Raw genomic sequence first — 25,478 nt, 5'->3', positions numbered from 1 at the left:
CGTCATTATTATGCAGCACGGCCTGCGTCGGCACAGATTACCTTTCCGCCAAAAATTTGGGCCGTAGCTGAATATCCGACATGGCCCGAATGCGCACCCGTTCTTTTATACCTCAGCCTTTCAGGCCCCCGTCCTTTTATGACGATGCCTTCTACGCCATTTCCGCGCAATCCATGCCTCCCAGCCCCAGCCTGCCACCAGATAGCCCAGCCCACCAAAAATCGCTGCCAGCACGAGGAGGCCAAAAGCGGTGACTGGAACTGCGCCGGTAAACCATTGCAGCCAGGTGCCCGGATCACCGCTGCGCACCTGCGTATTGAGTGGCTGGCCGTAAGTCATGGCGTCCAGATGCAGTATCCATTGTCCGACCTTGTAAGCGACGACCCAGATTAACGGCGTCGTGATCGGATTGGTGATGAAGGTGGTGAGCGCTGCCACCGGGACATTCGCCCGGCAACTAAGCGCCAGGAACGCCGCCGCCGCGATCTGCGCGAAAGGAACGATGATGCCGACAATCGCGCCCAGCGCCACACCGCGCGGCACCGATCGGCGCGTAAACCGCCACAATTCAGGCGCCAGCACCCGGCTGGCAAAGGGTGCGATAAAACGGTTCCTTCGCATCGCTTCCTGTGTCGGAAGATTCCGGGCAACCCAGTTCTTTTTCGGCGGCATCCGAATCAGCCCCGCTCCCGCATCAATCGACCCTGTTCGCGCTTCCAATCCCGCTCCTTCTCGGTTTCGCGTTTGTCATGCGTTTTTTTACCCTTGGCCAGCGCCAGTTCGATTTTGGCCCGGCCACGGCTGTTGAAATAAATGGAGAGCGGCACCAGAGTCATGCCCTGCCGTGCGACTGCCCCATGCATTTTCGCTATCTCACGCTGACTCAACAACAGCTTGCGAAGCCTTTTGGGTTCATGATTATAGCGGTTGCCGTGGCTGAATTCGGGGATGTTGCTGTTAACCAGCCAAACCTCTCCCCCCTTCACCTCAGCATAGCTTTCGGCGATTGATCCTTCGCCAAACCGCAAGGATTTCACTTCGGTGCCGGACAGCACAAGGCCCGCTTCATAGACATGCTCTATCGAATAGTCATAGCGCGCGCGCCGGTTTTCGGCGACGGTCTTGACCTTGTCGAATTCTGCGTGACGCGGGCGGGCCATCAAATCAATCCAGCAATATCCAATGCTCGATCGACAGCAGCGCGGCTTGCCTCCGACGGCCAGGTAATGGGCAACCGCACTTCACACGGCATGTCAGGCCGCACGCGACCCAGCGCATATTTTACGGGTCCGGGTGAAGCGTCGCTGAACAACGCATCGTGCAATGGATAGAGGCGGTCCTGCAATGCCAGCGCCCCGGCCCAATCCCCGCCGGCGCAAGCCGCCTGAAATTCGGCGCACAGGCGCGGCGCGACATTGGCGCTCACGGAAATGCATCCCACACCGCCCATGGCAGCGAACCCGAGCGCTGTTTCATCATTGCCCGAAAGCTGGCAGAAGTCGCTGCCGCAGGCAAGGCGCTGTGCGGTGACTCGCCCCAAATTACCGGTCGCGTCCTTGACCCCGACGATGGTTGGATATTGGCGTAATCGCCGCATCACATCGACACTGATGTCGGTTATGGTGCGCGATGGCACATTATACATGACGATCGGAAGCGGGCTGCGTTCAGCCAGAAAGGCGAAATGCTGGAAAACGCCTTCCTGATTCGGCTTGTTATAATAGGGCGCAACCACCAGCGCAGCATCAGCGCCAGCGGCTTGCGCCGCCTTCATATGTGCCATTGCGGTCATCGTGTCGTTCGATCCACAGCCCGCAATCACGGGGACGCGCCCTGCCGCCTGCTCTACGCAGATATGAATGACCCGATTATGTTCTTCGATAGACATGGTGGCGCTTTCCCCGGTGGTGCCGCAGGGAACAAGCGCAGCGCTTTTTTCGGAGATTTGCCAGTCGACGAGCGCCCGAAAAGCGCCCTCATCCAGCCTTCCATCGCGAAAAGGCGTCACCAGAGCCGGTATCGACCCTGAAAACATGAAAAAACTCCTTCAATCCAGCGCTGCAACAAGGCATAATACACACACGCGATGATAATATTCTTGTTATATAGCGTGGCGTTCAGCGCCTGATAAGGATCGAATGGGCATTATGTCCAGCATGGTATCAAGAATTGCACTTTTAACAGCCCTGGTCGGCAGCACGTCATTCAGCATGGCCGCAGCCCCGGAGGCACCACAAACCGACTGGCAAAGCGTCCGTAAAGCGATCGCCGCGCCGGAGCCAGACCCGTTACAGGTTACAGCGGCGGTTAATGAGTGGCGCCGATTAAGCCAGAGCGACACGCTGAGCTTCCTTGATTATGCGAGCTTTCTGACGGGACATCCGGGCTGGCCGGGGGAAGAGCGGATGCGCAAGACCGCCGAACAGGCGATCAATCCGCTCAGCTATTCCCCTTCTCAGGTCATAGCCCATTTCAGCAAATACCCGCCACTCTCCAATACCGGGTGGGCGCGCTATGCCATCGCCCTATCGGCAAGCGGACGGTCCGGAGATGGGTCGGCTGCGCAGGATGCGGCACGACGGGCGTGGAGAGGCGGCGCGCTCAATCTTGACGATGAAATACGGCTGATGAGCCTGTTTGGCCGCACATTTACCGCCGCCGACCATGACGTGCGAATGGACGCGCTGCTGTGGGCCAATGCTCTCAGCGCCGCCGGCCGCCAAATCGCCTATACGTCCCCTGCTCGCAGACCAGTGTTCGAGGCGCGGCTGGCGCTCGACCGTAAAAGCCCGGATGCATTATTGAAGATGCAGGCCGCCGAAGCCGCTGGCGCCAGAGATGCAGGCTATATCGCCGACAAGGCGATGTGGCTGCGTGATCAGGGCAACAGCTGGGCCGCGCGCGATCTGCTGGCCAAACGGGCCGTCGTGACGACACCGCCCGCCAATCCCGAAAAATGGTATGAGGCGCTGCTCACCAATGCCCGCGCCGCCGCCAATGATCGTCAATGGTCGATCGCCTATGCCATCGCCAGCCGGGTCGATGACGCCTATATGCCGGGCACCAATATCCGCGATCAGCCGATTGGCGAACGCGATGATTACACCAGCCTTGTCTGGTTGGCAGGCACCGCCGCTTATTATGAACTCAAGCGTCCGCGCGATGCCGCAGATATGTTCCGGCGCTATGCCGAGGCCGCACGGTCGCCTCAAACCGTATCCAAGGGCTATTACTGGGCGGGACGCGCCGCTCAGGAGGCTGGCGACACAGCGCAGGCAAGTACATGGTTGGGGCAAGCAAGCGCCTACGCCGACCAATTCTATGGGCAATTGGCGCTTGAACGGCTGGGCCGCGACATTCCCATCCCCGCTGCCGTCCTGCTGGTGCAGGTCACGAATGAGGAACGCACCGCCTTTTACAATCGCGGTGTAGTTCAGGCCGCACGGGTTCTGGGCCGACAGGGCCAATGGCAGGATCAGAGCAAATTTGTCCGCGCCATCGCCAACAACGCCATCACGCCCGCCGATCATTTATTGGCCGACGAATTGTCAAAGACCATCGGCAGGCCCGATCTGGGCGTGATGGCCGGACGACGCGCCAATGCGAACGGACAACTGGCCTATAGCGAAGCCGGTTTCCCGCGCATCTCCATCCCCAGCGGCTATCAGGCCGACTGGACGATGATCCACGCCATCGCGCGGCAGGAGAGCCAGTTCGACAGGCAGGCCGTCAGTCATGCAGGCGCACGCGGCCTGATGCAGCTTATGCCCGCCACCGCTCGCGAAACTGCGGGCAAGATCGGCCTGTCCTATACTCCATCCGCCCTGACACAGGACCCCGGCTATAATATTCAGCTTGGCAGCACCTATTTCCGGTCGATGCTCCGCTATTTTGGCGGCAGCTATCCTCTGGCCGTCGCCGCGTACAATGCCGGACCGGGCAATGTGAACAAATGGATCGCCGCCAATGGCGACCCGCGCCTGCCCAGTGTCGACATGCTCTGGTGGATCGAGAATATTCCGATCTACGAAACCAAGAATTATGTTCAACGCGTATTGGAAAACGCGGTGGTTTACGACCTCCTCAATCCCGGCACGGCACAGGCAACCTCAAAGGCGCCGCTCAGCCGCTATCTTGGCAAGAACAAGCCAGGTTGAACAATCGTCCCAATTATATAAGCCCCGCCGGTTTTGCCGCATTACGCGCCGAATATGAGCGGCTGTTCGCCGTCGAACGACCCCAGATCGTCGAAATCGTAAGCTGGGCGGCAGGCAATGGCGACCGCAGCGAAAATGGCGACTATCTTTATGGCCGCAAGCGAATGCGGGAAATCGATGGGCAATTGCGGCGGCTATCGAAAAAAATGAAGGCGGCAAAGGTCATCGATCCGGGGCAACAGCCCGACAAGAGCCGCGTCTATTTCGGCGCGACCGTCACGATTGCCGATGAGGATGACAATCAGCGCATCGTCACTCTGGTGGGCGATGATGAGACAGATGCCTCGGCGGGTAGGATCGGCGGGAACGCGCCGCTATCGCGAGCGTTGCGTGGCGCGGCGACCGGGGATTTACGCAAGGTAACTTTGCCCGTGGGCGAGAAGGAATATGAGGTTTTGGCTATTTCCTATCCGGAACAGCGCATACCCTAACCCTTATACCCGAACGCATCCTTGGCCAGCTTCACGACTTCGGGGTCGGCATCGGGCATTTCCATTGGCACCATGGTTTCCAGCCGGTCAGCCACAAAGGTCAAGGCGGCAATGCGGGCAGCCTTCTTGTCGTTGCCGTCGATCACATGCCATGGCGCCCAGCGCGTATCCGTTTGGCGGAACATGTCGTGCATCGCATTCAGATAATCATCCCGGCGCGCACGATTACGATAATCCTCCGTCCCGGTTTTCCATCGTTTCCATGGGGTATCGAGACGTTTAGCCAGGCGTTCGTCCTGCTCTTTCTGCGTCACATGGACGAACAGTTTGACGATGTTGGTGCCGCTATCGATCTGCTGCGCCTCGAATTCGTTGATCTCGTCATAAGCGCGCTGCCACTCGGATTCACCGCAAAAGCTCTCGACCCGCTCCACAAGGACGCGGCCATACCAACTGCGGTCAAAGATATTGATGTCCTGACAGGCAGGCAGTTTCTGCCAGAACCGCCAAAGGAAATGACGATCCCTTTCCTCCTGCGTCGGCGCTGAAATAGGCCAGACCTCAAAGTAGCGCGGGTCCCAATCGGCCACCATGCGGCGAATGATCCCGCCCTTGCCCGCGGCATCCCATCCTTCCAGTACAATCATGCTGCGACGCCGATGGATAATATGGGCGACCTGGATGCGCGCAAGGCGGTGCTGAAGGTCCTTCAGATCCGCGTCATAATCGCCGCCATATTTCTTGCCGTTTTCAAAATCGCGCAGATTTATGGTCATTCCGAGCCTATCCTTAACCGTTTATGCTGAGTAGAGACTGAGCTTGACGAAGGGTCGTATCGAGGCATCGGGAAATGAACGCTTCGATACGCCATTTCGACTTCGCTCAATGGCTACTCAGGGCGAACGGAGTTAGTAAATTCCGCTCAGCCCTTTTGCGGTTCTACTACACGAATATTAAGTTCGCGTAGCTGTTTTGCCGAAACCTGACCGGGCGCGCCCATCATCAGGTCTTCCGCCTTCTGGTTCATCGGGAACAGAACGACCTCGCGGATATTGGGCTCATCGGCCAGCAGCATCACCATGCGGTCCACACCCGGCGCGGAACCGCCGTGTGGCGGCGCACCATATTTGAATGCGTTGAGCATGCCGGAGAAGTTCGCTTCCACGTCTTCCTTCGAATAGCCCGCGATTTCAAAAGCCTTGTACATGATTTCCGGCTTGTGGTTCCGGATCGCGCCGGACGACAATTCGACGCCGTTGCAAACGATGTCGTACTGCCACGCAAGGATATCGAGCGGGTCCATGGTTTCCAACGCCTCCATCTCGCCCTGCGGCATGGAGAAGGGGTTATGGGAGAAATCGACCTTTTTGTTCTCTTCGTCATATTCGAACATCGGAAAATCGACGATCCAGCAGAATTTGAACACGCCCTGTTCGATCAGACCCAGTTCCTCGCCTGTACGGGTGCGCGCCGCGCCAGCCAGTCTGGCGGCTTGCAATTCCTTGCCAGCGGCAAAGAACACGCCGTCATTGGGACCAAGGCCGAGCGCCGCTATCAACTTGGCGGTGGCTTCGTCGCCATGATTCTTGGCGATGGGGCCGCCGGGTACACGGTCCTTGATATTGATATAGCCAAGGCCCGCATGCCCTTCGCTGCGCGCCCAATTGTTCATATCATCGAAGAATTTGCGGCTGAGCGCCCCCGCGCCCGGTGCCGGGATGGCGCGGATGACGCCACCGCCTTCAACGATTCCTGCGAAAATGCCGAAGCCGCTGCCGATAAAATGATCGGTCACATCCACAATCTCGATGGGATTGCGCAAATCCGGCTTGTCACTGCCATATTTCAGCATCGATTCACGATAGGGAATGCGCGGGAACGCCCCTTCAGTCACGCTCTTGCCGTTGGCAAATTCCTTGAATACGCCACCCAGCACCGGCTCCAATGCTGCAAAAACATCGTCTTGCGTGACGAAACTCATTTCCAGGTCGAGCTGATAAAATTCGCCCGGCGACCGATCGGCGCGGGCGTCTTCGTCGCGAAAACAGGGGGCGATCTGAAAATAGCGGTCGAAACCTGCGACCATCAACAGCTGTTTGAACATCTGTGGCGCTTGCGGCAGCGCATAGAATTTGCCCGGATGAACGCGGCTGGGCACCAGATAGTCACGCGCGCCTTCAGGTGAGCTGGCGGTCAGAATCGGGGTCTGAAATTCAGTAAAGCCCTGTTCCACCATGCGACGGCGCAGCGATGCGATAACCGCGCTGCGCAACATGATGTTGGCATGCACCCGTTCCCGCCGAAGGTCGAGGAAGCGATAGCGCAGGCGAATATCCTCGGGATATTCCTGATCGCCCGCGACCGGCAGGGGCAGTTCCTGCGCAACCGACTGGACCGTTGCCTCATCGACGCGGATTTCGATATCGCCGGTAGGAAGATTGGGGTTCACCGCCTCGCTTGCACGTGCAACGACCCGGCCCGTTACCGTAACGACGCTTTCATTGCGCAGCGATTCGATTACCGCAAATGCAGGGCCGTCCACCTCCGTCACAATCTGGACAATGCCATAATGATCGCGCAAATCGATGAAGACCAGATCGCCATGATCGCGCTTCTTGTGCACCCATCCGGAAACCCGAACGGTTTCCCCGACATGACTTGCGCGTAATTCCGCGCATTTGTGGGTACGATAAAGGTGCATAAAATAAATCTTTCCCGCTATGATCAGGGCTAAATCAAGAAAACATGCAACAGGGGAAGGTCCGGGCCTTTGTCAACCCGTTCTGGCCTGTTAAGGGCAGAATAGTTTGACATATCCTGCCCCCAAGGGGGCCAGCCAATAATAAGATCGAAGACCATATGCAAATCCATCCGTTGATTACCGACAGCAAAAGTCTGGCCGATTTATGCGGCCGCATTTCCAAATCTGAATTCGTTGCTGTCGATACCGAGTTCATGCGAGAAAATACCTATTGGCCCGAACTGTGTCTGGTGCAGATTGCGAACGACAAGGAAGCCGCCGCGATCGACCCGAAAGCGCCCGGTCTGGACATGAAGCCGCTGCTCGACCTGCTCACCGAAAATGTCGATGTTCTGAAGGTATTTCATGCGGGCGGACAGGACATAGAGATTGTTCACAATCTGACCGGCCAGACCCCGTTTCCACTGTTCGATACGCAGATCGCGGCCATGGCATTGGGCCAGGGTGAACAGATCGGCTATTCCAATCTGGTCGATGCCTATCTGTCGATCAGCCTGGACAAGGGCGCACGCTTTACCGATTGGGCGCGGCGGCCGCTGGACAAACGGCAAATCGACTATGCCATTGGCGATGTGACGCATTTATCGATGATCTTCCCGATGATGCTGGACGAATTGCGCAAGACCGGGCGTGGCAGTTGGCTCAATCAGGAAATGGAGCGGATCGCCGACCCGTCCAATTATGTCACCATCCCCGCCGAAGCATGGCGACGCGTCCGTATCGCCAGCCGCAAACCTGATGTGCTTGGCCGATTGAAAGCGCTTGCCGCCTGGCGTGAACAGGAGGCGCAGGACAAAAATCTGCCCCGCGGACGGATTATCAAGGACGAGACCATGGCCGACGTCGCGTCGCACCCGCCTCGCACGCAGGAGGACCTTGGCAAGGTCCGCGGTCTTTCGGCGGCATGGAAAACCAACGACATCGGCGCGCGTTTGATACACGCGTTAAACGAGGCGCAGCCTCTGCCCAAGAATGAAATGCCTGAACGCGATCCACGCAAGCCGGGGCTGGGCAAGGAGGGCGCACTGGTCGCCGACCTTTTGAAGCTGTTGCTTAAAATCCGTTCGCGGGAAATCAATGTCGCCTCGCGCCTGCTCGCCCGATCCGACGACATCGAAATGCTTGCCGCGGGCGTGCGGGACGAACTGTCGATCCTGGAGGGATGGCGTTATGAACAATTTGGCCGCGACGCCGTTGATCTGGTCGAAGGACGCATGGCCTTTGCGGTTCAGGACGGCAAACTGCGCATGACGCGCACAGAAAGGTAATGATGAGATGAGAGTGCTGGCCCTGCCCTTGCTGACGGTCCTTGCCGCCTGCGCTTCGACTCAGGTCGGTGAAGTCGCGAAGCAGGCAGGCGGTGAAGGCGCTTGCCGTAGCGAGGCATTGAATCAATTTGTCGGTCAAAAGGCCGATGCCGCATTGGGCGCGAAAATGCTGGAAGTTTCAGGCGCCAGAACCCTGCGCTGGGTCGCGCCCGGCATGGCCGTGACAATGGACTTTCGGCCAGACCGGCTGACGGTGGTCTATGACGCCGATTATCGGATCACTCAGGCGAATTGCGGCTGACCACTGCAAATTCGCCGTTCAGGCCCATCGCGCTGGCAAGTTGACGCAACCGGCGTTCCACCGCTTCCCCGAACAGTCCTTGATGATGCTCTGTCAGCATCAGGCGAAGAATATTGCCATCCCGCTCCAATCCCCCCAACTCCAGTGGACCCGCGACGCCGCCGCTCAGCCGCTGGCCAAGCCGGATCGCGAGGCCCCAACGGATCGCCTGCATCAACGCCTCTGACGACGCGAGGCCGGTCAGTTGCGGAGCCATGGTCGCTCCACCCCCCAAATGGGAATAGAGCGCCTGGGCAAGCATGGCCCGTCCGGACACATCGATGCCGACCCAGTTGCCATGCAGCGCGATTTCAAGGCCCCGCTCGGCACGGAATTCCGGGTTTGCACGCCAGCCGACATCGGCCAACAAGCAAGCCGCGCGCCTGATCCTCCGCTGCTGCGCGCTGTCATCATGGAATAGCGGCGCAATCCATCGGTCGATCAGGTCGCCATGTCCCGGAAAGCGGCCCTGGCTTTCCCCCTCCATTGCCGCAGCAGTCAGCAACGGATCAAGCGCCCTGATTCCGGGCGGCAGGTCCTTGAACAAAAGCCCCTCGCGCAGACCGAATGCCGACACGACGAGGTTGGAACTGCCCAATTGCCGCACCATCGCCGACAACAGCAGGGCAGCATTGGACATGGTCGGAATGCGGCTGGGCGATAATGACGATATGGCTCGCAACTTCGCCTTGTGCGTGCTGGCAAGCACGCGGACCAGCCGCGCGGGCGTTTCCTTTGTCATGTCGTAATGATGAATGACGGGCAGCGGGAATCCGGCCAGATGCATGTCCAGTCGCGCCAGCGCGCGCCAGGACCCGCCAACAAGATAGAAAGGCAGGCCGGGCGTCATCTGATTCCAGCCGGTCTTTTTCAGCAATTTTATGACCTGACGCTCAAGAACCGCCGGACCCTTTGCGCGAATGTCAGGAATCCGCAACACGCCAAGCGGTAGCGACACCGATTCGCACACCTGTCCGCCCGACACACGCACCAGTTCCAGACTGCCTCCTCCAAGATCGCCGACAATACCGTCGGCGTCTGGAATAGCCGACAATACGCCATAGGCGGCCGCTTGCGCCTCTTCCTCGCCCGAAAGCAGGCGAATTTTCAGACCCAGCGCTTCCGCACGCCGAATGAATTCAGGGCCGTTGCTGGATTCGCGGACAGCTGCGGTGGCAACGCAGCGCACATCGTTGACGCCCATGTCGCGGCACAGATGATGGAAACGGGCGAGCGCGGAAAGCCCGCGCCGCATCGCGCTTTCCTCCATCGCGCCGGTTTTCGCCAGCGATGAACCAAGGCCAGCCATGACTTTTTCATTGAACAGAATGAAGGGAATGCGCAGCGGCCCATCATAAACGACCAGACGCACACTGTTGGAACCAATGTCGATGATGGCCGTGCGAGCCGTCACCGCCGGCATAGGCTCATCTGCCTGAAAATAGTTCAGTCGTCGGGCTAGGGCCTGTGGCGCCGCCGTACTCACTTGCGCCTACCGAGGCTGAGCTTGGGCACGGCATCGCTTTTTCGCAACGCAGCACCGCGCCCGGAAAGCGACGGGTTGGTCATGAAATAATGGTGAAGGTTAAAGGGCTTGTCCCCGGGATTAACACGATGAAAAGTACCATCGCTATCCAGTTCCCAACTCTGCTCATTATCGATCAGATTGGCGACCATCACCTGATCGAGGATCTGATCATGCACCGTCGGATTTTCGATGGGCAGCATATATTCAACGCGCCGGTCGAAATTGCGCGGCATCCAGTCTGCCGAACTGATATAGACCTTGGCATCGCGATTGGGCAGGGCATTGCCATGGCCAAAGGCCCAGATGCGGCTGTGTTCCAGGAAACGTCCGACGACCGATTTTACGCGGATATTCTCGGACATGCCAGCCACGCCCGGACGCAGGCAGCATATACCCCGGATGATCAGTTCGATATTCACGCCCGCATTGCTGGCAGCATAAAGCTTTTCGATAATCGCGGGATCGACCAGCGAATTCATCTTGGCCCAGATTGCGCCGGGCCGTCCTTCGCGCGCATGGACGATTTCGGTGTCGATCAGGTCGCACAGCGAATTGCGCATGTCGCGTGGCGACATCGTCAGCAGTTCCAGCTTCCGTGGTTCGACATAGCCTGTAATGTAGTTGAATAGCGCGGCGGCATCGCGGCCCGCGCGCGGATCGGCGGTGAAAAAGCTGAGATCGGTATAGATACGCGCCGTCACCGGATGGTAATTGCCCGTTCCGAAATGGCAATAGGTGCGGAATTGTCCGCCTTCACGCCGGACGACCATGGACATTTTCGCATGCGTCTTCCAGTCGATAAAACCATAGACCACCTGCACGCCCGCACGTTCCAGTGCGCTGGCCCAAAGGAGATTCTGCTCCTCATCGAACCGGGCCTTCAATTCCACAACCGCCGTCACTGACTTGCCTGCCTCGGCAGCATCGATCAGGGCGCGGATAATCGCAGACTGCTTTCCGGCACGGTAGAGTGTCTGCTTGATCGCCACCACATCGGGATCATCGGCAGCCTGTTTCAGAAAAGCGATGACGACCTCAAAGCTTTCATAGGGGTGATGGACGATGATGTCCTTCGACCGGATAGCGGCGAAACAATCACCGCCATGTTCGCGAATTCGTTCGGGAAAGCGCGGCGCATAGGGTTCGAATTTCAGATCGGGCCGGTCTTCCTCGACAATGCCCGCGAGTTCGCCAATGCCTACAAAGCCATCAATGTCGGCGATGGTCGCCTCATGCCCCTGCAGCATGTCCTGAAGCATTCCCTCAACTGCGGGAGGGATGCCGGTTTCAATTTCCATGCGGATGACGCGGCCGCGACGGCGGCGCTTGATGGCACTGCGGAAATAGCGGACAAGATCTTCTGCCTCTTCCTCTATTTCAATATCGCTGTCGCGCAGGATACGAAATACGCCGCTATCGTGGACCTTGTACCCTGGAAATAACAGGCCGGAGAAGCGCCGCAATATCGCCTCCATCGCCATATAGCGCGCCGGTTCACCCGGAATACGGACCCAGCGGGATACCGTTGGCGGGATCATGACGAGTTCGCGTACTGGTTCCTTGTCCGACAAGCGAACCAGATCGAAAACAACGCTCAACCCCTGATTGGGGATGAAGGGGAAGGGGTGAGCCGGATCGAGCGCCTGCGGCGTCAGGATCGGAAATATCTGGGTCATAAAATGGGTTTCAAGCCACGCATCGGCTTCCGTGCCCATCGAACCTTCGCCGATCACCTCTATTCCGGCATCGGCAAGTTCATGGTGAAGCGTGTGCCACATCTTTTGCTGTTCGGCCATCAGCCGATCCGCCTGGGCGGCGATCAGCACAAGTTGCTGACCCGGTGTCAAACCATCAGCGGATGGCAAATCGACATCCTGCAATTGCTGGCCCTTTAACCCAGCCACGCGGACCATGAAGAATTCGTCCAGATTAGCGCCTGAAATCGAAAGGAAACGGAGCCGCTCCAGCAAAGGATGGGCGGTGTTGCCAGCTTCTTCCAACACGCGCCGGTTAAATGCCAGCCAGCTCAGTTCCCGATTGAAATAGCGTTCGCCCGGAAATGTCAACGATGCTGATGGGTCGGCTTCTGCCACACAAAAATCCTTAATGCTTATCATACGCCCCGGCGCATAACAGGCCGTCTATCAGACTATATATCCGCCAACCCTGCTTTTTGCAGCGCTTCTTTGGCAAATGGGACTGAAATTTTACGAGATTGCGACAATGACGCATCATTCAGGCAGGCAATTACCGCGGCAATGCCCGCATAGCTACGCTCTACCCGGCGATGCAGAAAGGTTGGAAGGTCAGGCGACCAGGCCGCCCCGCAGTCGGAAAGTCCCTTTTCAATCAGCGCCAGCGTCAATGCATCGTCCGGCCCTTCAATTGCAACATGGGGCGCAGCGGCAAGGCGAGACCTGAGATCGGGCAACGCGATATCCCACATGGCCGGCGCGCAATCCGCGATCAGCAACAGCGGATAATGCCCCAATTGGGCATCGTTCCACGCATGAAAAAGCATTTCTTCATCGACACCGCGCGCATCGTCGATCATCTTGCCGCCGGTCTTGCGGACGAACAGTCGGCCCAGCGTGGATCGGCCCGACTTGGCGGGTCCCGTCAAAATGCTGGTACGCACCGGCCAAACGCCCCAGTGGTCGAGATGCCGAACCGCCAACCTGTTGCTTTCGCTCAACAGGAATATTCCATCCTTGCCGCGCGAAGCCCAATCAAGCGGAAGGCTGATCTGACTCATTGCCCGTTCGCCATCGCCTCCGCACTTTGTCCCCGACGCTGAATCCGCAACGTATTCCCTGAAACGGATACGCTCCAGCCCCGGCTCGCCAAGGCAGCGCGCAGCGATTCCACCGTTCCTGTATAGCTGACCGCCATCACCGATGTTCCACCAAGTGCCAGACTGTTTGTTGTTGCGCTGCGTACACCTGGTATCGCGCGCAAAGCCGCTTCGCCCTGCCCGATAGAGTTTACGTCCGGCGTATCGAACTGGATCAGAAATGCAGTGAGGCCCGGCATCGTGGCTTCACCATCGACCCCGGTCTCCAGGGTCAAACCCTCTCCTTCTTCGAGTTTGAGATCGTCTGGATTGACGGGTTCCTGAATAATCAGCGAGGAATCGGGGCGCAATGTGCCGTTCATCAACGCCCTTGTGTACAGATCGTCCATCCGCTTGACGGCTTCATCCATCATTTGCGGGATACCCGAACTGCTTTTGACGCGCAGTGCGAAGGTGCCAAGCAGCTTGTCATCGGGGCCAAAGCGCGCCGCGAACCGGCCAGTCACCGGACCACCCGGCCAGTGCCGTTCCAACCTTGCAACGGGCATGATCACGTCCGCCGCACCATATTGGTCCAGCAACACCCGCCACCACAGCCGCCCGCGCCGTTCCGCCTGCGCCGCGTTGAGCAGCAACGGGTCCGGGCCGGTCCCACTGGTGCGGACATAATCGATTGCGCTGTCGCCGGTGCGGAAACGCGCCCAGGCTTTCTGCCATTCGGTGCGATTTTCGAACACCTGCTGCGTACCGCCTTCCCAAATGATGGGCATCACCAGCAGCGGCGGCGAACGCATCGCGGTTGCGCGCACGCCCAATATCTGGCCTGCGCGGGCGCGATCAAACAATACGCCGAGTGTGGCGATATAGCGGTTGGCGCTGATCTGTTCCCGTTCGACGACGACGCCTGAAACCATGTTTTCCAGCATCGAATCCGTAAGTCCGGGCACCGCCGTGCCTGGGTTCATTTTTTTCCAGAGCATGGGCCAGCCCTTGCGCTGTGCCTCCCGCCAGGCGCCATCACGCGCCATTTCGGCGGTTTTTGCATAGACATCCACCTTGACGCCCTGCACTTCAAAATCGCCATCATTGCTGATCGGCGGGACGCCGCGATCCCCCTCGATCTGCGCATAAAGCGCAGCGCCAAGCCCGCTTGCGGCCAGCAACACGGCAATAGCGATCTTGCGAAGTGGGGTCACGGTCATGCGCACGGCGCCCTTTTGGCGACAAATGCGTAGAAATCCAAGAGAGATATAGGTAGGCGCGACATATGACCCAAAAAGAAGCTGCTCCCGAGTCCTATAGCTATGCCAAGGCGGGCGTGTCGATAGCCGCCGGCAACGCGCTGGTCCGCGCCATCGCGCCGCTCGCCAAATCAACCAGCCGTGCCGGAGCGAACGCCGAACTTGGCGGTTTCGGCGGATTTTTCGACCTGAAGGCCGCCGGATACAAAGACCCCCTTCTGGTCTCTGCCAATGATGGCGTGGGCACCAAGCTGAAGCTTGCGATTGACCATGACAGGCATGACGGGGTGGGAATCGATCTTGTCGCCATGTGCGTCAATGACCTGATCGTGCAGGGTGCAGAGCCCCTGTTCTTTCTCGATTATTATGCGACCGGCAAGCTGGAAAGCGGTGTCGCCGAGCGCGTTATCGCGTCCATTGCCGATGGCTGTAAACAGGCGGGGTGCGCGCTGATAGGCGGCGAAACGGCAGAAATGCCGGGCATGTACGCAGCAGGCGACTATGATCTTGCCGGATTTTGCGTCGGTGCGGTCGAACGTGAACAGGCACTGACCGGCAGCCGTGTCGCGGCAGGCGACGTGCTGCTGGGCCTCGCGTCGTCAGGCGTGCATTCGAACGGCTTTTCGCTGGTCCGCCGCCTTGCCGCCGACAGAGGATGGAAGCTGGAGCGCCCCGCCCTGTTCGATCAGGACGTGCTGCTGATCGACGCGCTGATGGCGCCGACACGCATCTATGTGAAGCCGCTGCTCCCGCTCATCCGTTCGGGCAGGATCGGCGCGCTGGCGCACATAACCGGCGGCGGCTTGCTGGAAAATATCCCCCGCGTGCTGCCCGATGGCCTGCACGCCATCGTCGATGCCGACCGTTGGGAGCAACCACGCCTGATGGCCTTCCTGCAGGCGCAGGGCAATATCGAGTCCGAAGAGATGGCGCGCACTTTCAACTGCGGCATCGGCATGGTGCTGGTCGTGCGGGAAGCGGATGTGGCCGATGTCACGCAAGCACTGAAGGCGGCAGGCGAAACGGTCGAACGCATCGGCCAGATCGAAGCGGGCGAAAAAGGCTGCACCGTGCGCGGCAACGCCGAATGCTGGAGCGCGCGGGAAGCGTGGACCGCAACGCATCATGGCTAAGGCGCGGGTCGCCGTCCTGATTTCCGGTCGCGGGTCCAACATGGCGGCTCTGGTCTATGCCGCCAAACACCCCGGTTGCCCTTTCGAAATCGTGCTGGTCGCCGCCAACGACCCGGAAGCGCCGGGTCTGCAATTCGCGCAGGCGGAGGGCATCCCCACCTTCGCGCTCGACCACAAGGGCATGAAGCGCGCCGAATTCGATGCCCTCATCGATGCCCAAGTCCGCAAGGCAGGCACCGACTATATCGCGCTGGCCGGTTATATGCGGCTGCTATCCCCTGAATTCGTCGGCAAGTGGGAGGGCCGGATGCTCAACATCCACCCCTCCCTGCTACCCAAATATAAGGGCCTGCACACCCACGAGCGCGCCATTGCGGCAGGCGACACAGTCGCGGGCTGTTCAGTCCATGTCGTCACCGCCGAACTGGACGACGGCCCGGTGCTGGGCCAGACCGAGGTGGCAATCCTGCCCGGCGACACGCCCGCAACGCTGGCCGACCGCACGCTGATTGCCGAGCACCAACTCTACAGCCGCGAGCTGGCGGACTATGTAACGCGCGAATCGAACCCGGACTGGCTGCTCGCCAATATCCGGGAGATCGCCCTCGCCCTGCCCGAAACGGCAGAGAAACCGTCCCACGGCAGCCCCGGTTTCTTTGTCGAAGGCGGCAAATTCTTCGCCTATTTCAGCCACAACCATCACCAGAATGGCATCACCGGCCTGTTGGTGAAAACCAGCGGCGTGGAAGAACAGGCAATGCTGATCGACAGCGATCCCGCCCTTTATTACCGCCCCGCCTATCTGGGCCCATCGGGCTGGATCGGAATAAGCCTGGACCAGCGGCCAGTGGATTGGGCGCATGTGGGGGAATGGCTAGCCAAAAGCTGGCGAATGTCGGCGCCCAAGCGGCTCACCAAGCTGCTGGACGTTATCGATCAAATTTGAACCAACAATGTCTGTTATATTGTGATTAGCGGCCATTCCCCCGCTCGGATCGGGCACGCTTGATTCTTTCCATATTGCGGTTCAGATCGCGGGCCATAAGCCAACGCGATACGCATCCGGCTCCCAATAGGAAACCAATCATTAAAATGACTCGATGCAACGGGGGAATTGCGTCTTTCAGCAGTTCATTGGCGTATCCGACGTAAGCACAAGCAGCTAAGAATACTGCGCCAGCCAACGCCACCCTAAATTGCGTTTTCGAAATCATCAGCCTTAAATGCCTGATCTCGGTGCTGTCCGCAACGTGGTCGTTTGCCGTCGCCCAAAATCATAAACAATTGTTGCAACCTAGCAGATCCCACAAAAAAGCCGCCGGATCAACCGGCGGCCTCTTCATTGCCTTGATGCCAAAATCAATCAGCCGACGATTTCTTCCGGCTTGAAGAAATAGGCGATTTCGATCGCCGCATTTTCGTCGCTATCCGAACCATGCACCGAATTGGCTTCGATAGATTCGGCCAGTTCCTTGCGGATCGTGCCGGGTTCGGCATTTTCGGGATTGGTGGCGCCCATGATGTCGCGGTTGCGCTTGACGGCGTCTTCGCCTTCCAGAACCTGCACGACGACGGGGCCGGAAATCATGAAGCTGACCAGATCGTTGAAGAAGGGGCGTTCCTTGTGGACTGCGTAGAAGCCTTCGGCCTGTTCCTTGCTCATCTGGATGCGCCTGGACGCGACGACGCGCAGGCCCGCTTCTTCCAGCATTTTGGTGACTGCGCCGGTCAGGTTGCGGCGGGTGGCGTCGGGTTTGATGATTGAGAAAGTGCGTGTCGCGGTCATGGCGAACAAAGCTCCGATATATGTGGATGGAATTTGGCTGGCCCGGCCTTTAGCCGCGCTTGCCCGCCGCTGCAAGCCGGATCAGGGGCCTTGCACCCATCGGCGCCCGTCTTGACGCCAGAAGCGCGGTTCGACGCCCTCTTTCTTCGACAGGATGCGCCAGCTCGTTCGCGCATTGTCAATGCTTTCCGCGTCGAAGAAATAGAAAGCGCGGTCGAATTGCAACGCCTCATCGCGCCATATGCCATCGACCAGCGCGATGTGGCGCGCACCATTGGCCGCTGTGCAGTCCGCCGACAATAGGATGGGCTGAATATCGGGAGAGTCGCCACCGGCCATGCCATGCGCCAGAAAACTCTCCGGCGCGGCGTTCCACAGCGCCTGGGACATGCTTTCCAGACGCACATCGTCGCCCGAAACAACCAGCAACCGTCCGCCACCGTCCAATATGCGCTGAGCAATGACCGGCAGCACGCGCTCTACCGGATCATGGCTTAACTGATAGAAGTCGACCTGCATCCCCGGCGTGCTCCCGAAACTGCTCCGGGCATTACTGCTCCAGCCTGTCCGCCACGAACTGATTGAGCAGGCGCACGCCATAGCCGGTCGCACCCTTGTCCCATGTCGCGCCCGGTTTATCGGCCCACACCATCCCGGCAATGTCCAGATGCGCCCATTTGACGCCGCTTTCAACAAAGCGTTGTAGAAATTGCGCCGCCGTGATCGAGCCTGCCCCGCGCGCACCGACATTCTTCATGTCGGCAATCGGGCTGTCGATCAGCTTGTTATAGGCATCGGACAACGGAAAGCGCCAAAGCGGGTCGCCCGCCGCCTTGCCCGCGGCCAACAGCTCTTCGGCCAGCTTATCATCATTGGAAAACAGTCCGCCATGTTCACTGCCCAGCGAAATGATGATCGCGCCCGTCAATGTCGCCAGGTCGACAAGAATTTCTGGCGAATAGGTCTTTTGCGCCCAATGCATCGCATCGCACAGGACCAGACGCCCTTCGGCATCGGTGTTGATGACTTCGATGGTCTGACCGGACATGGAGGTAACGATGTCGCCCGGACGCTGCGCATTACCGCTGGGCATATTTTCGACAAGGCCGCACACGCCCACGACATGAGCCTTTGCCTTGCGCCCGGCGAGCGCCTTCATCATGCCTGCGACCGCGCCTGCGCCACCCATATCCCATTTCATGTCTTCCATGCCGGCGGCAGGCTTGATCGAAATGCCGCCCGTGTCGAACGTCACGCCCTTACCGACAAATACGGCAGGCTTTTTCTGCGCACCGCCAGTGCCGTCCCAACGCATGGCGAGCAGGCGGGGCTTGCGGTCCGAACCCTGCGCCACGCCCAACAGTGCGCCCATGCCAAGGTCCGCCATCTGTTTTTCATCAAGCACCGTGATCTCGATGCCCATGTCCTTTAACGACGCGCATCGTTCCACGAAGCTTTCAGGGTAAAGAATATTGGCAGGCTCTGCGACCAGCTCCCGGGCGAACAGCACCCCATCGGCCACCGCCGACAGACGCCCCCAGGCCTCGCTTGCGCCCGATGCATCGCTGACCAGTGTGGCATCTTGCAATGTCGGCTTCTGCTTTTCCGACAGGCGGGTGCGATAGGCATCCATCCGCCATCCCCGCAATTGCATACCAAAGGCCAGACGGGCGACACAATCGCCATTCGCACCGCCGGGAAATTCGACATTCAGAGTCGTCGCACCCGATGTAAGCAACTTCGCGGCAAGCGCCGCACCAGCTTTTTCAAAATCCGCTTCGCCTGCTACGCCGGTGCCGACGAGCAGGACGCGCATTGTCTTGCCGCCCTCATCAACGAACGTTTCGAAAATTGCGGCCGATTCTCCATTGAAACGCGCCGATTTTGCGCCTTCAACAACGATTTTCGAAGCCGAGATCGGCAGTTCCTTCAACGCATCCTTGCCCACGGCAAAAGCAATGGCGTCGGCGTCGGCGCGCCGGGTAGAGCTGATGGAGATGCGCATGGTCGATCCTTCGAATATAGTATTTCAGCAATATTATGAAGCGACACATAGGAAGCATTTGCCGCATAGGCAAAGCGGTTTGACCAAATAAAGCGGTCTTTGCAGATTGCGGCAAGGGCAAAGCAATGCGATAGGCTGCCATCGAACTATTGTGACCATCCAGAGTATGCATGACGCCAAAGCTGAATAACCCTGTCACGCATGGCGCCATGGCCCTGACGGCACTGGCTTGCATGGTCGCATCAAGTTCGGATGCGGACGCGCAGGACATTTCCCGCCCCGTCGAGGAACTCGCCCCGCCCACCGTACCTCCGCCTGCCAATGACTCTGCGACTGGCGAAGAGATTGCCTTTGCCGCCGACCGGCTGGAATATGATGACGCAAGCGAGGTGGTGACCGCCAGCGGCAATGTGGAACTGGTGCGGGATGGGAATCGCTTGCGCGCCGACGAAATCATATGGAACCGCGCCACGGGACAGGTCCATGCAAACGGCAACATCTCTGTCACCAATCCCGAAGGCGACATTGCCTATGGCGATTCGATCGAGCTTACGGATTCTCTGAAAGACGGTGCTGTCGATAATCTGTTACTGGTATTGGAAAGGGGTGGCAGGCTGGCTGCGCGGTCGGGCGTGCGTAACAACGGAATCATTACGCTGAACCGCGCCGCCTATACCCCTTGCGCTGTGGAAGATCATAATGGCTGCCCCAAGGAACCTACGTGGCAGATCCGGGCTGTCCGTGTGATCTATGATCCAAATCGCCGACGCGTCAGCTACAAGGGGGCGCGCGTTGAACTGTTTGGCCTGCCGCTTATCCCGTTGCCGGGACTCTCGCATCCGGTAAACGGTGCCGGCGGCTCGGGCCTGCTGGTGCCTGATGTGGGGTATGACAGAGTCAACGGCTTTGAATTCTCATTGCCATATTATCTTCAGATCGCGAGCAACCGCAGCCTGACGATCACACCGCACCTTTATTCCGACGCCTTGCCTATGGTGAAGACCAGTTACCAAAGCCTGCTGGACAAGGGCGCCTACCAAATTACCGGATATGCGACCTATGGTTCGCGCGTACCCACCTCCACCGGCCTGACGCAAACGGCCCATCACGATCTACGCGGCTATTTGGAAGCCAGCGGCAAATTCCAGCTTGATCCGTATTGGAGCATCAGCGGTTCAGCCCGCGTCGCAACCGATCGCACATTTCTGCGCCGTTACGACATCAGTCGCGATGACCGGCTGCGTTCGACCATCGGAGCCGAACGGATCGGCGACAACAGCTATTTTTCCATTGCGGGCTGGGCCGTGCAAACGTTGCGCACGGATACTGATCAGGGCACTGTTCCCGTCGCACTGCCCGTCATTGACTATCGCAGGCGGTTTACTGATCCATTGCTGGGCGGAAAGCTGCAACTGCAGATGAACAGTCTGGGCATTACCCGAGCCGAAGGACAGGATACGCAACGCGCCTTTGCCGGGGCGCAGTGGGATCTGCGCAAAATCACCGCCTGGGGACAGGAGGTCACCTTCACCGGCTACCTGCGCGGCGACATCTATCACAGTGATGAAAACCTGCTTACCGATACGGTTATCTATCGGGGCACGAGCGGTTGGGAAGCCCGCGGCATCGCGGCTGCGTCCGTGGACGTGCGGTGGCCCTTTATTGGCGAGGCGTTTGGCGGGACACAGAAAATTACCCCTCGGGTTCAGATCGTCGCCGCACCCAAGCTCGCCAATCTTAACGTCCCCAATGAGGATGCCCGTGCGGTCGAACTGGAGGACAGCAACCTGTTCGCGCTCAACCGCTTTCCCGGCTATGATCGTTTTGAAGACAGCACGCGCATTACATACGGTCTGGAGTATGCGCTTGATCGGCCTGGACTCGCAATCGATGCAGTTGTGGGTCAGAGCTATCGGCTCAACAGCCGCCCAACCCTGTTCCCCGATGGCACCGGCTTGTCGGAACGTGTGTCGGACGTCGTTGGTCGCGCGACTGTCCGCTACAAGGATTTCATCAGCCTGACGCATCGTTTCCGGCTGGACAAAGACAGTCTCGCGATTCGCAGAAATGAAATCGACGCCACCGTGGGATCACGCAGCACCTATGTCATGGCTGGCTATTTAAGGCTTAACCGCAACATTGGTCCGGGTTTGGAAGATTTGCAGGACCGCGAGGAAATCCGGCTGGGCGCACGTGTGCAGATTACGCGCTTCTGGTCGGTATTCGGATCGACGGTCGTCGACCTGACCGATGCGAAAGAAGATCCAGCCTCTGCATCCGATGGCTATGAACCTATTCGCCATCGGCTTGGGATTGCCTATCAGGACGACTGCGTTGAACTGGGCCTGACATGGCGGCGGGACTATAGCGAAGCTGGCGATGCACGTCGCGGCAACTCTTTCCTGCTGCGGCTGGCTTTTCGCAATCTTGGTATATAAAAGAGGCTCCAGATCGTATTTGCCGGATGCGCCCTATTACATGCGCCATGGCGTTCCGTTGCTAAGCTGAGGTTAAGCAAGACCAGGGCACAGGCCAATAATGTTGGAGAATGTTGCGACAATGAAGCAAAAATTGCACGCTTCGAATGGGTATAAAACATATTTCGGAGGAATGATGCTGGTTCTGGCCTGTAGCGCCAGCACCATGGTTGCAACACAAACCGAAGCGGCAGCACAGGCGCGAGAGGCCCCTCCCGCACAAAACAGCCTCAATATCCCGGACGACGTTACCCTGTTTGGCAAGAGCGATCCAAACATTCGCAAAGCAACCGCCATCATCAACGGTGAAATCGTCACCGGCACCGATATCGATCAGCGATTGGCGCTGATCATTACAGCCAATGGCGGCAAAATTGCCGACGAGGAAAAAGAACGGTTGCGGCTTCAGGTGCTGCGTAACCTGATCGACGAAACCTTGCAGATTCAGGAAGCCAAGGCCCACGACATCGTCGTTGATCGCGCTGAGGTGGAACAGAGCTATGCCAGAGTCGCCCAGAATTTTGGGCAGAGTCCCGATCATTTCACGGAATATTTACGGCAGCACAACAGTTCGCCCGCCAGCATAAAGCGTCAGATTGAAGGCGAATTGGCATGGGGCCGCCTGCTCCGCCGCAATGTTCAGCCATTCGTCAATGTCGGTGAAGAAGAAGTCCAGTCAATCATCGAACGAATGAAGGCGTCCAAGGGCGAAGATGAATATCGTATCGGGGAAATCTACCTGTCGGCAACACCCGAAAACACGCAACAAATTCTCGGCAATGCCCGCAACATCATTGAACAGATCAAGCAGGGTGCTTCGTTTCAGGCCTATGCCCGCCAGTTTTCAGAGGCATCCACGGCAGCCGTCGGTGGCGACCTTGGCTGGGTACGACTGGCGCAGATTCCCAATGAATTGGCCGTTGCCGCGCGCGAAATGCAGGTAGGGCAGATTGCAGGCCCGGTTCCGGTTCCTGGCGGCTTTTCCATTCTGTTGGTCATGGACAAGCGAAAAATCCTGACCGCCGATCCACGTGACGCGCTGCTCAGCCTGAAACAGCTCAGCATCGCCTTCCCCGAAGGCACTACCCAGGCGCAGGCGTCCAGCCGTGCCGGTGCATTCGCCGATGCCACAAAAAAAATACAAGGGTGCGGTACCGCCAATGACATCGCCGCGCAGGTTGGCGCGGACGTCGTGGACAATGATCAGGTAAAAATCCGAGACCTGCCGCTGCCATTGCAGGATATGTTGGTTAACCTGCAGGTAGGGGAGGCCAGTCCCCCCTTTGGATCGGTCAAGGACGGCGTACGCGTACTGGTACTATGCGGCCGGGATGATCCGCAGGACGCAGGAACGCCTTCATTCGATCAAATCATGACGCAATTGGAAGATGAACGCGTCAACAAGCGGGCGCGCATCTATTTGCGCGACCTGCGACGGGATGCGGTTATTGACTATAACTAGGGTCAGGACCCATGAATTGCGAGGTCGAGATGGAGACGGGAAAGGCCATTGGAAGGGGCATGATTGTCCGGGCGCTGTGGTTCGTCGAACCGCTCAACCGGGCAATCATGCCCGCTTTTCGCGCCTCTCCTCCCACAGCATCCCAGACAACCATGTCTCGATCCTCGTAATTAATGGGTCCTGACCCTATGGCCGGAGTTCGATAGAATGACGATTGGCCCATTTGCTGTATCTCTGGGCGATCCGGCGGGTATCGGGCCTGAGATCGTGGCGAAGGCATGGGAACTTCGACATGAACGGGCGTTGCCGCATTTTTTCGCGGTAGGGGACGTTGCATCGCTTTCTGCGGTTTGGGACGGTCCGATCGCCCGGATCGAAGAACCGGCCAATGCCTCTGCCGCCTTTAACGATGCCCTGCCATGCCTGCACATCGATGACGGCGGACCTGTAGTTCCCGGTCAGCCAAGCTATGAGGGCGCGCGTTGTTCGCTGCAATCGCTGGAATTGTCCGCCGGACTTGCCCGCTCGGGATCGGCAGGCGCGATAGTCACAGCGCCTGTATCGAAAAAACAGCTTTATTCGGTCGGTTTCACGCATCCCGGCCAGACCGAATTTATTGCCGAACGCTGCGGCATTGCGCGGTCAAACGCCGTCATGATGCTGGTCGGCCCCAGCTTGCGGGTCGTACCGATTACCACACATATGCCCTTCAAAAATGTAGTGGGTGCGCTCACCATCGAATTGATCAAGGCGCGGGTCCATGCCGCGGTCAAGGGATTGCAGAAGAATTTCGCCATTCCCACACCCCGGGTTGCCATTGCGGGCCTTAACCCGCACGCTGGCGAGGGCGGCGAACTGGGGATGGAAGAAATTACGATCATCATTCCCGCCGTCGAACAGCTTCGCGCCGAAGGTATCGACATCGTTGGCCCGCTGTCCGCCGATTCGATGTTTCATGCACGTGCCCGTGCCGAATATGATGTGGCGCTGTGCATGTATCATGATCAGGCGCTGATCCCGGTCAAGACGCTGCATTTCGACGAAGGCGTCAACATGACACTGGGGTTGCCCATCGTCCGCACATCCCCGGACCATGGCACCGCCTTTGGTATTGCCGGCAAAGGACAGGCCAATCCCGGCGCCATGATCGCGGCCATTGAAGTTGCCGCCATTTCGGCCGAAAACCGGCTGAGCTATTGCTGCTGATCGCATGACCTTGCCGCCGTTACGAGAGGTCATCGCTCGCCATGGATTGCGTGCAAGCAAGGCACTCGGCCAGAATTTTCTGCTGGATGAGCAGTTGCTTGACCGAATCGTGGCGATTCCCGGGCCGCTTGCAGGAAAAACCGTGTACGAAGTGGGGCCGGGCCCCGGCGGACTGACACGCGCGCTGCTCCGCGCCGGGGCGCATGTCGTTGCGGTTGAACGCGACCGGCGCTGCCGGCCCGCACTGGCAGAGTTGCAGGAGGCTTTTCCCGGCAAGCTGCGTATCGTGGAGGACGATGCCATGGCAGTCGATGCCCGCACGCTGGTCGGTGACGGGGCACATATCGTTTCCAATCTTCCTTATAATGTCGGCACGGCTTTACTGGTGGGATGGCTGACGGCGGCACAATGGCGGCCCTGGTGGACCTCCTTGACCCTGATGTTCCAGCAGGAAGTTGCCGAACGGATCGTCGCACAAACGAATACTGATCATTACGGCAGGCTATCTGTACTGGCGCAGTGGCGAACCGAGGCCAGGCTGGCAATGAAAGTCCACCGTTCCGCCTTCACTCCGCCGCCCAAAGTGATGTCCGCCGTGGTCCATATCCGACCCACGGATGCACCCGAAGGCGTCACGCCCAAACTGCTTGAACAGCTGACCGCCGCGGCCTTTGGACAGCGGCGCAAGATGCTGCGGCAAAGCCTGAAGACCATTCCGGGAGCATTGGCGGCGCTGGACGCGATTGGGATTGATTCCCAACGGCGTGCCGAAACGGTAAGCGTCACGGAATTCGTAAAGCTCGCACAGGCGCTGGGTAGCACCGTATGA

At 58.7% G+C, this 25,478-nt stretch carries 22 protein-coding genes; 10 read left to right on the top strand and 12 right to left on the bottom strand.

Annotated features, from left to right (window positions below; all coding sequences use genetic code 11):
- Window positions 1-120 precede the first annotated feature (120 nt).
- From L3X40_RS04130 to dapA, 3 genes are read right to left on the bottom strand one after another with little or no spacing between them, the layout of a single operon-like run.
- Window positions 121-672, bottom strand: a complete 552-nt coding sequence (locus tag L3X40_RS04130; RefSeq protein WP_237364526.1) for a DUF2062 domain-containing protein — start codon at window positions 670-672, stop codon at window positions 121-123.
- 5 nt (window positions 673-677) lie between these two features.
- Window positions 678-1,160, bottom strand: coding sequence for an SsrA-binding protein SmpB (gene smpB / locus L3X40_RS04125; RefSeq protein WP_237364525.1), 483 nt, complete (start codon window positions 1,158-1,160; stop codon window positions 678-680).
- Window positions 1,160-2,035 (bottom strand): 4-hydroxy-tetrahydrodipicolinate synthase, encoded by an 876-nt coding sequence (gene dapA / locus L3X40_RS04120; RefSeq protein WP_237364524.1) that lies wholly within the window; start codon window positions 2,033-2,035, stop codon window positions 1,160-1,162. Before dapA ends, smpB begins: the two co-directional genes overlap by 1 nt.
- A 175-nt stretch (window positions 2,036-2,210) precedes the next feature.
- On the opposite strand from dapA, the gene L3X40_RS04115 reads away from it, so the two are divergent.
- On the top strand, window positions 2,211-4,157 hold the full coding sequence (locus L3X40_RS04115) for a lytic transglycosylase domain-containing protein (RefSeq protein WP_237364523.1): 1,947 nt from the start codon (window positions 2,211-2,213) through the stop codon (window positions 4,155-4,157).
- Entirely contained in the window at window positions 4,154-4,648 is a 495-nt protein-coding gene (locus tag L3X40_RS04110; protein ID WP_237364522.1) for a GreA/GreB family elongation factor, read from the top strand. Before L3X40_RS04115 ends, L3X40_RS04110 begins: the two co-directional genes overlap by 4 nt.
- Here L3X40_RS04110 and L3X40_RS04105 read toward each other — a convergent pair.
- Entirely contained in the window at window positions 4,645-5,424 is a 780-nt protein-coding gene (locus L3X40_RS04105) for a polyphosphate kinase 2 family protein (RefSeq protein WP_237364521.1), read from the bottom strand. The genes L3X40_RS04110 and L3X40_RS04105 overlap by 4 nt on opposite strands.
- A gap of 146 nt (window positions 5,425-5,570) precedes the next feature.
- Window positions 5,571-7,349: an aspartate--tRNA ligase gene (gene aspS / locus L3X40_RS04100; protein WP_237364520.1), complete on the bottom strand. Its 1,779-nt coding sequence runs from the start codon at window positions 7,347-7,349 to the stop codon at window positions 5,571-5,573.
- Window positions 7,350-7,507: 158 nt separating this feature from the next.
- Here aspS and rnd point away from each other — a divergent pair, with 158 nt between their 5' ends.
- Together rnd and L3X40_RS04090 are read left to right on the top strand one after the other, a co-directional pair.
- Window positions 7,508-8,677, top strand: coding sequence for a ribonuclease D (rnd, locus tag L3X40_RS04095; RefSeq protein ID WP_237364519.1), 1,170 nt, complete (start codon window positions 7,508-7,510; stop codon window positions 8,675-8,677).
- 7 nt (window positions 8,678-8,684) lie between these two features.
- On the top strand, window positions 8,685-8,978 hold the full coding sequence (locus tag L3X40_RS04090) for an I78 family peptidase inhibitor (protein ID WP_237364518.1): 294 nt from the start codon (window positions 8,685-8,687) through the stop codon (window positions 8,976-8,978).
- Here the strand turns inward: L3X40_RS04090 and L3X40_RS04085 are convergent.
- From L3X40_RS04085 to L3X40_RS04070, 4 genes are read right to left on the bottom strand one after another with little or no spacing between them, the layout of a single operon-like run.
- Window positions 8,956-10,440: a Ppx/GppA phosphatase family protein gene (locus L3X40_RS04085; protein ID WP_237364517.1), complete on the bottom strand. Its 1,485-nt coding sequence runs from the start codon at window positions 10,438-10,440 to the stop codon at window positions 8,956-8,958. The two genes, L3X40_RS04090 and L3X40_RS04085, sit on opposite strands and share 23 nt — an antisense overlap.
- Window positions 10,441-10,499: 59 nt before the next feature.
- Entirely contained in the window at window positions 10,500-12,638 is a 2,139-nt protein-coding gene (locus tag L3X40_RS04080; protein ID WP_237364516.1) for an RNA degradosome polyphosphate kinase, read from the bottom strand.
- A 56-nt stretch (window positions 12,639-12,694) separates the two neighbouring features.
- Entirely contained in the window at window positions 12,695-13,300 is a 606-nt protein-coding gene (locus L3X40_RS04075) for an HdaA/DnaA family protein (RefSeq protein ID WP_237364515.1), read from the bottom strand.
- Window positions 13,297-14,541, bottom strand: a complete 1,245-nt coding sequence (locus tag L3X40_RS04070; RefSeq protein WP_237364514.1) for a heavy-metal-associated domain-containing protein — start codon at window positions 14,539-14,541, stop codon at window positions 13,297-13,299. The genes L3X40_RS04075 and L3X40_RS04070 overlap by 4 nt, the downstream gene beginning before the upstream one ends.
- 65 nt (window positions 14,542-14,606) lie before the next feature.
- Here L3X40_RS04070 and purM point away from each other — a divergent pair, with 65 nt between their 5' ends.
- On the top strand, window positions 14,607-15,713 hold the full coding sequence (gene purM, locus L3X40_RS04065; RefSeq protein ID WP_237364513.1) for a phosphoribosylformylglycinamidine cyclo-ligase: 1,107 nt from the start codon (window positions 14,607-14,609) through the stop codon (window positions 15,711-15,713).
- Window positions 15,706-16,659 (top strand): phosphoribosylglycinamide formyltransferase, encoded by a 954-nt coding sequence (gene purN / locus L3X40_RS04060; RefSeq protein ID WP_237364512.1) that lies wholly within the window; start codon window positions 15,706-15,708, stop codon window positions 16,657-16,659. The genes purM and purN overlap by 8 nt, the downstream gene beginning before the upstream one ends.
- Before the next feature lie 417 nt (window positions 16,660-17,076).
- Here the strand turns inward: purN and ndk are convergent, their stop codons facing one another.
- From ndk to L3X40_RS04045, 3 genes are all read right to left on the bottom strand, one after another.
- On the bottom strand, window positions 17,077-17,499 hold the full coding sequence (ndk, locus tag L3X40_RS04055) for a nucleoside-diphosphate kinase (RefSeq protein ID WP_237364511.1): 423 nt from the start codon (window positions 17,497-17,499) through the stop codon (window positions 17,077-17,079).
- 81 nt (window positions 17,500-17,580) lie between these two features.
- The gene (locus L3X40_RS04050) at window positions 17,581-18,018 is read right to left on the bottom strand and encodes a DNA polymerase III subunit chi (protein ID WP_237364510.1); all 438 of its coding nucleotides are present in this window, start codon (window positions 18,016-18,018) and stop codon (window positions 17,581-17,583) included.
- 31 nt (window positions 18,019-18,049) lie between these two features.
- Entirely contained in the window at window positions 18,050-19,504 is a 1,455-nt protein-coding gene (locus L3X40_RS04045) for a leucyl aminopeptidase (RefSeq protein ID WP_237364509.1), read from the bottom strand.
- A 170-nt stretch (window positions 19,505-19,674) separates the two neighbouring features.
- Here L3X40_RS04045 and L3X40_RS04040 point away from each other — a divergent pair, with 170 nt between their 5' ends.
- The 4 genes from L3X40_RS04040 to rsmA all read left to right on the top strand — a co-directional run bounded on the left by L3X40_RS04040 (window position 19,675) and on the right by rsmA (window position 25,478).
- Entirely contained in the window at window positions 19,675-21,942 is a 2,268-nt protein-coding gene (locus L3X40_RS04040; RefSeq protein WP_237364508.1) for an LPS-assembly protein LptD, read from the top strand.
- Between the two features lie 172 nt (window positions 21,943-22,114).
- Window positions 22,115-23,443, top strand: a complete 1,329-nt coding sequence (locus L3X40_RS04035) for a peptidylprolyl isomerase (RefSeq protein WP_237364507.1) — start codon at window positions 22,115-22,117, stop codon at window positions 23,441-23,443.
- A 207-nt stretch (window positions 23,444-23,650) separates the two neighbouring features.
- A complete protein-coding gene (pdxA, locus tag L3X40_RS04030; RefSeq protein WP_237364506.1) occupies window positions 23,651-24,649 on the top strand; it encodes a 4-hydroxythreonine-4-phosphate dehydrogenase PdxA in 999 nt (332 codons plus the stop codon).
- A gap of 4 nt (window positions 24,650-24,653) precedes the next feature.
- Window positions 24,654-25,478 carry a 16S rRNA (adenine(1518)-N(6)/adenine(1519)-N(6))-dimethyltransferase RsmA gene (gene rsmA / locus L3X40_RS04025; protein WP_237364505.1) on the top strand — a complete coding sequence of 275 codons (825 nt, stop codon included), beginning with the start codon at window positions 24,654-24,656 and terminating at the stop codon, window positions 25,476-25,478.

The organism is Rhizorhapis sp. SPR117, assembly GCF_021742065.1.
Note: the sequence above shows the minus strand (reverse complement) of the source record. Positions and strands in the feature narration are given on the sequence as shown.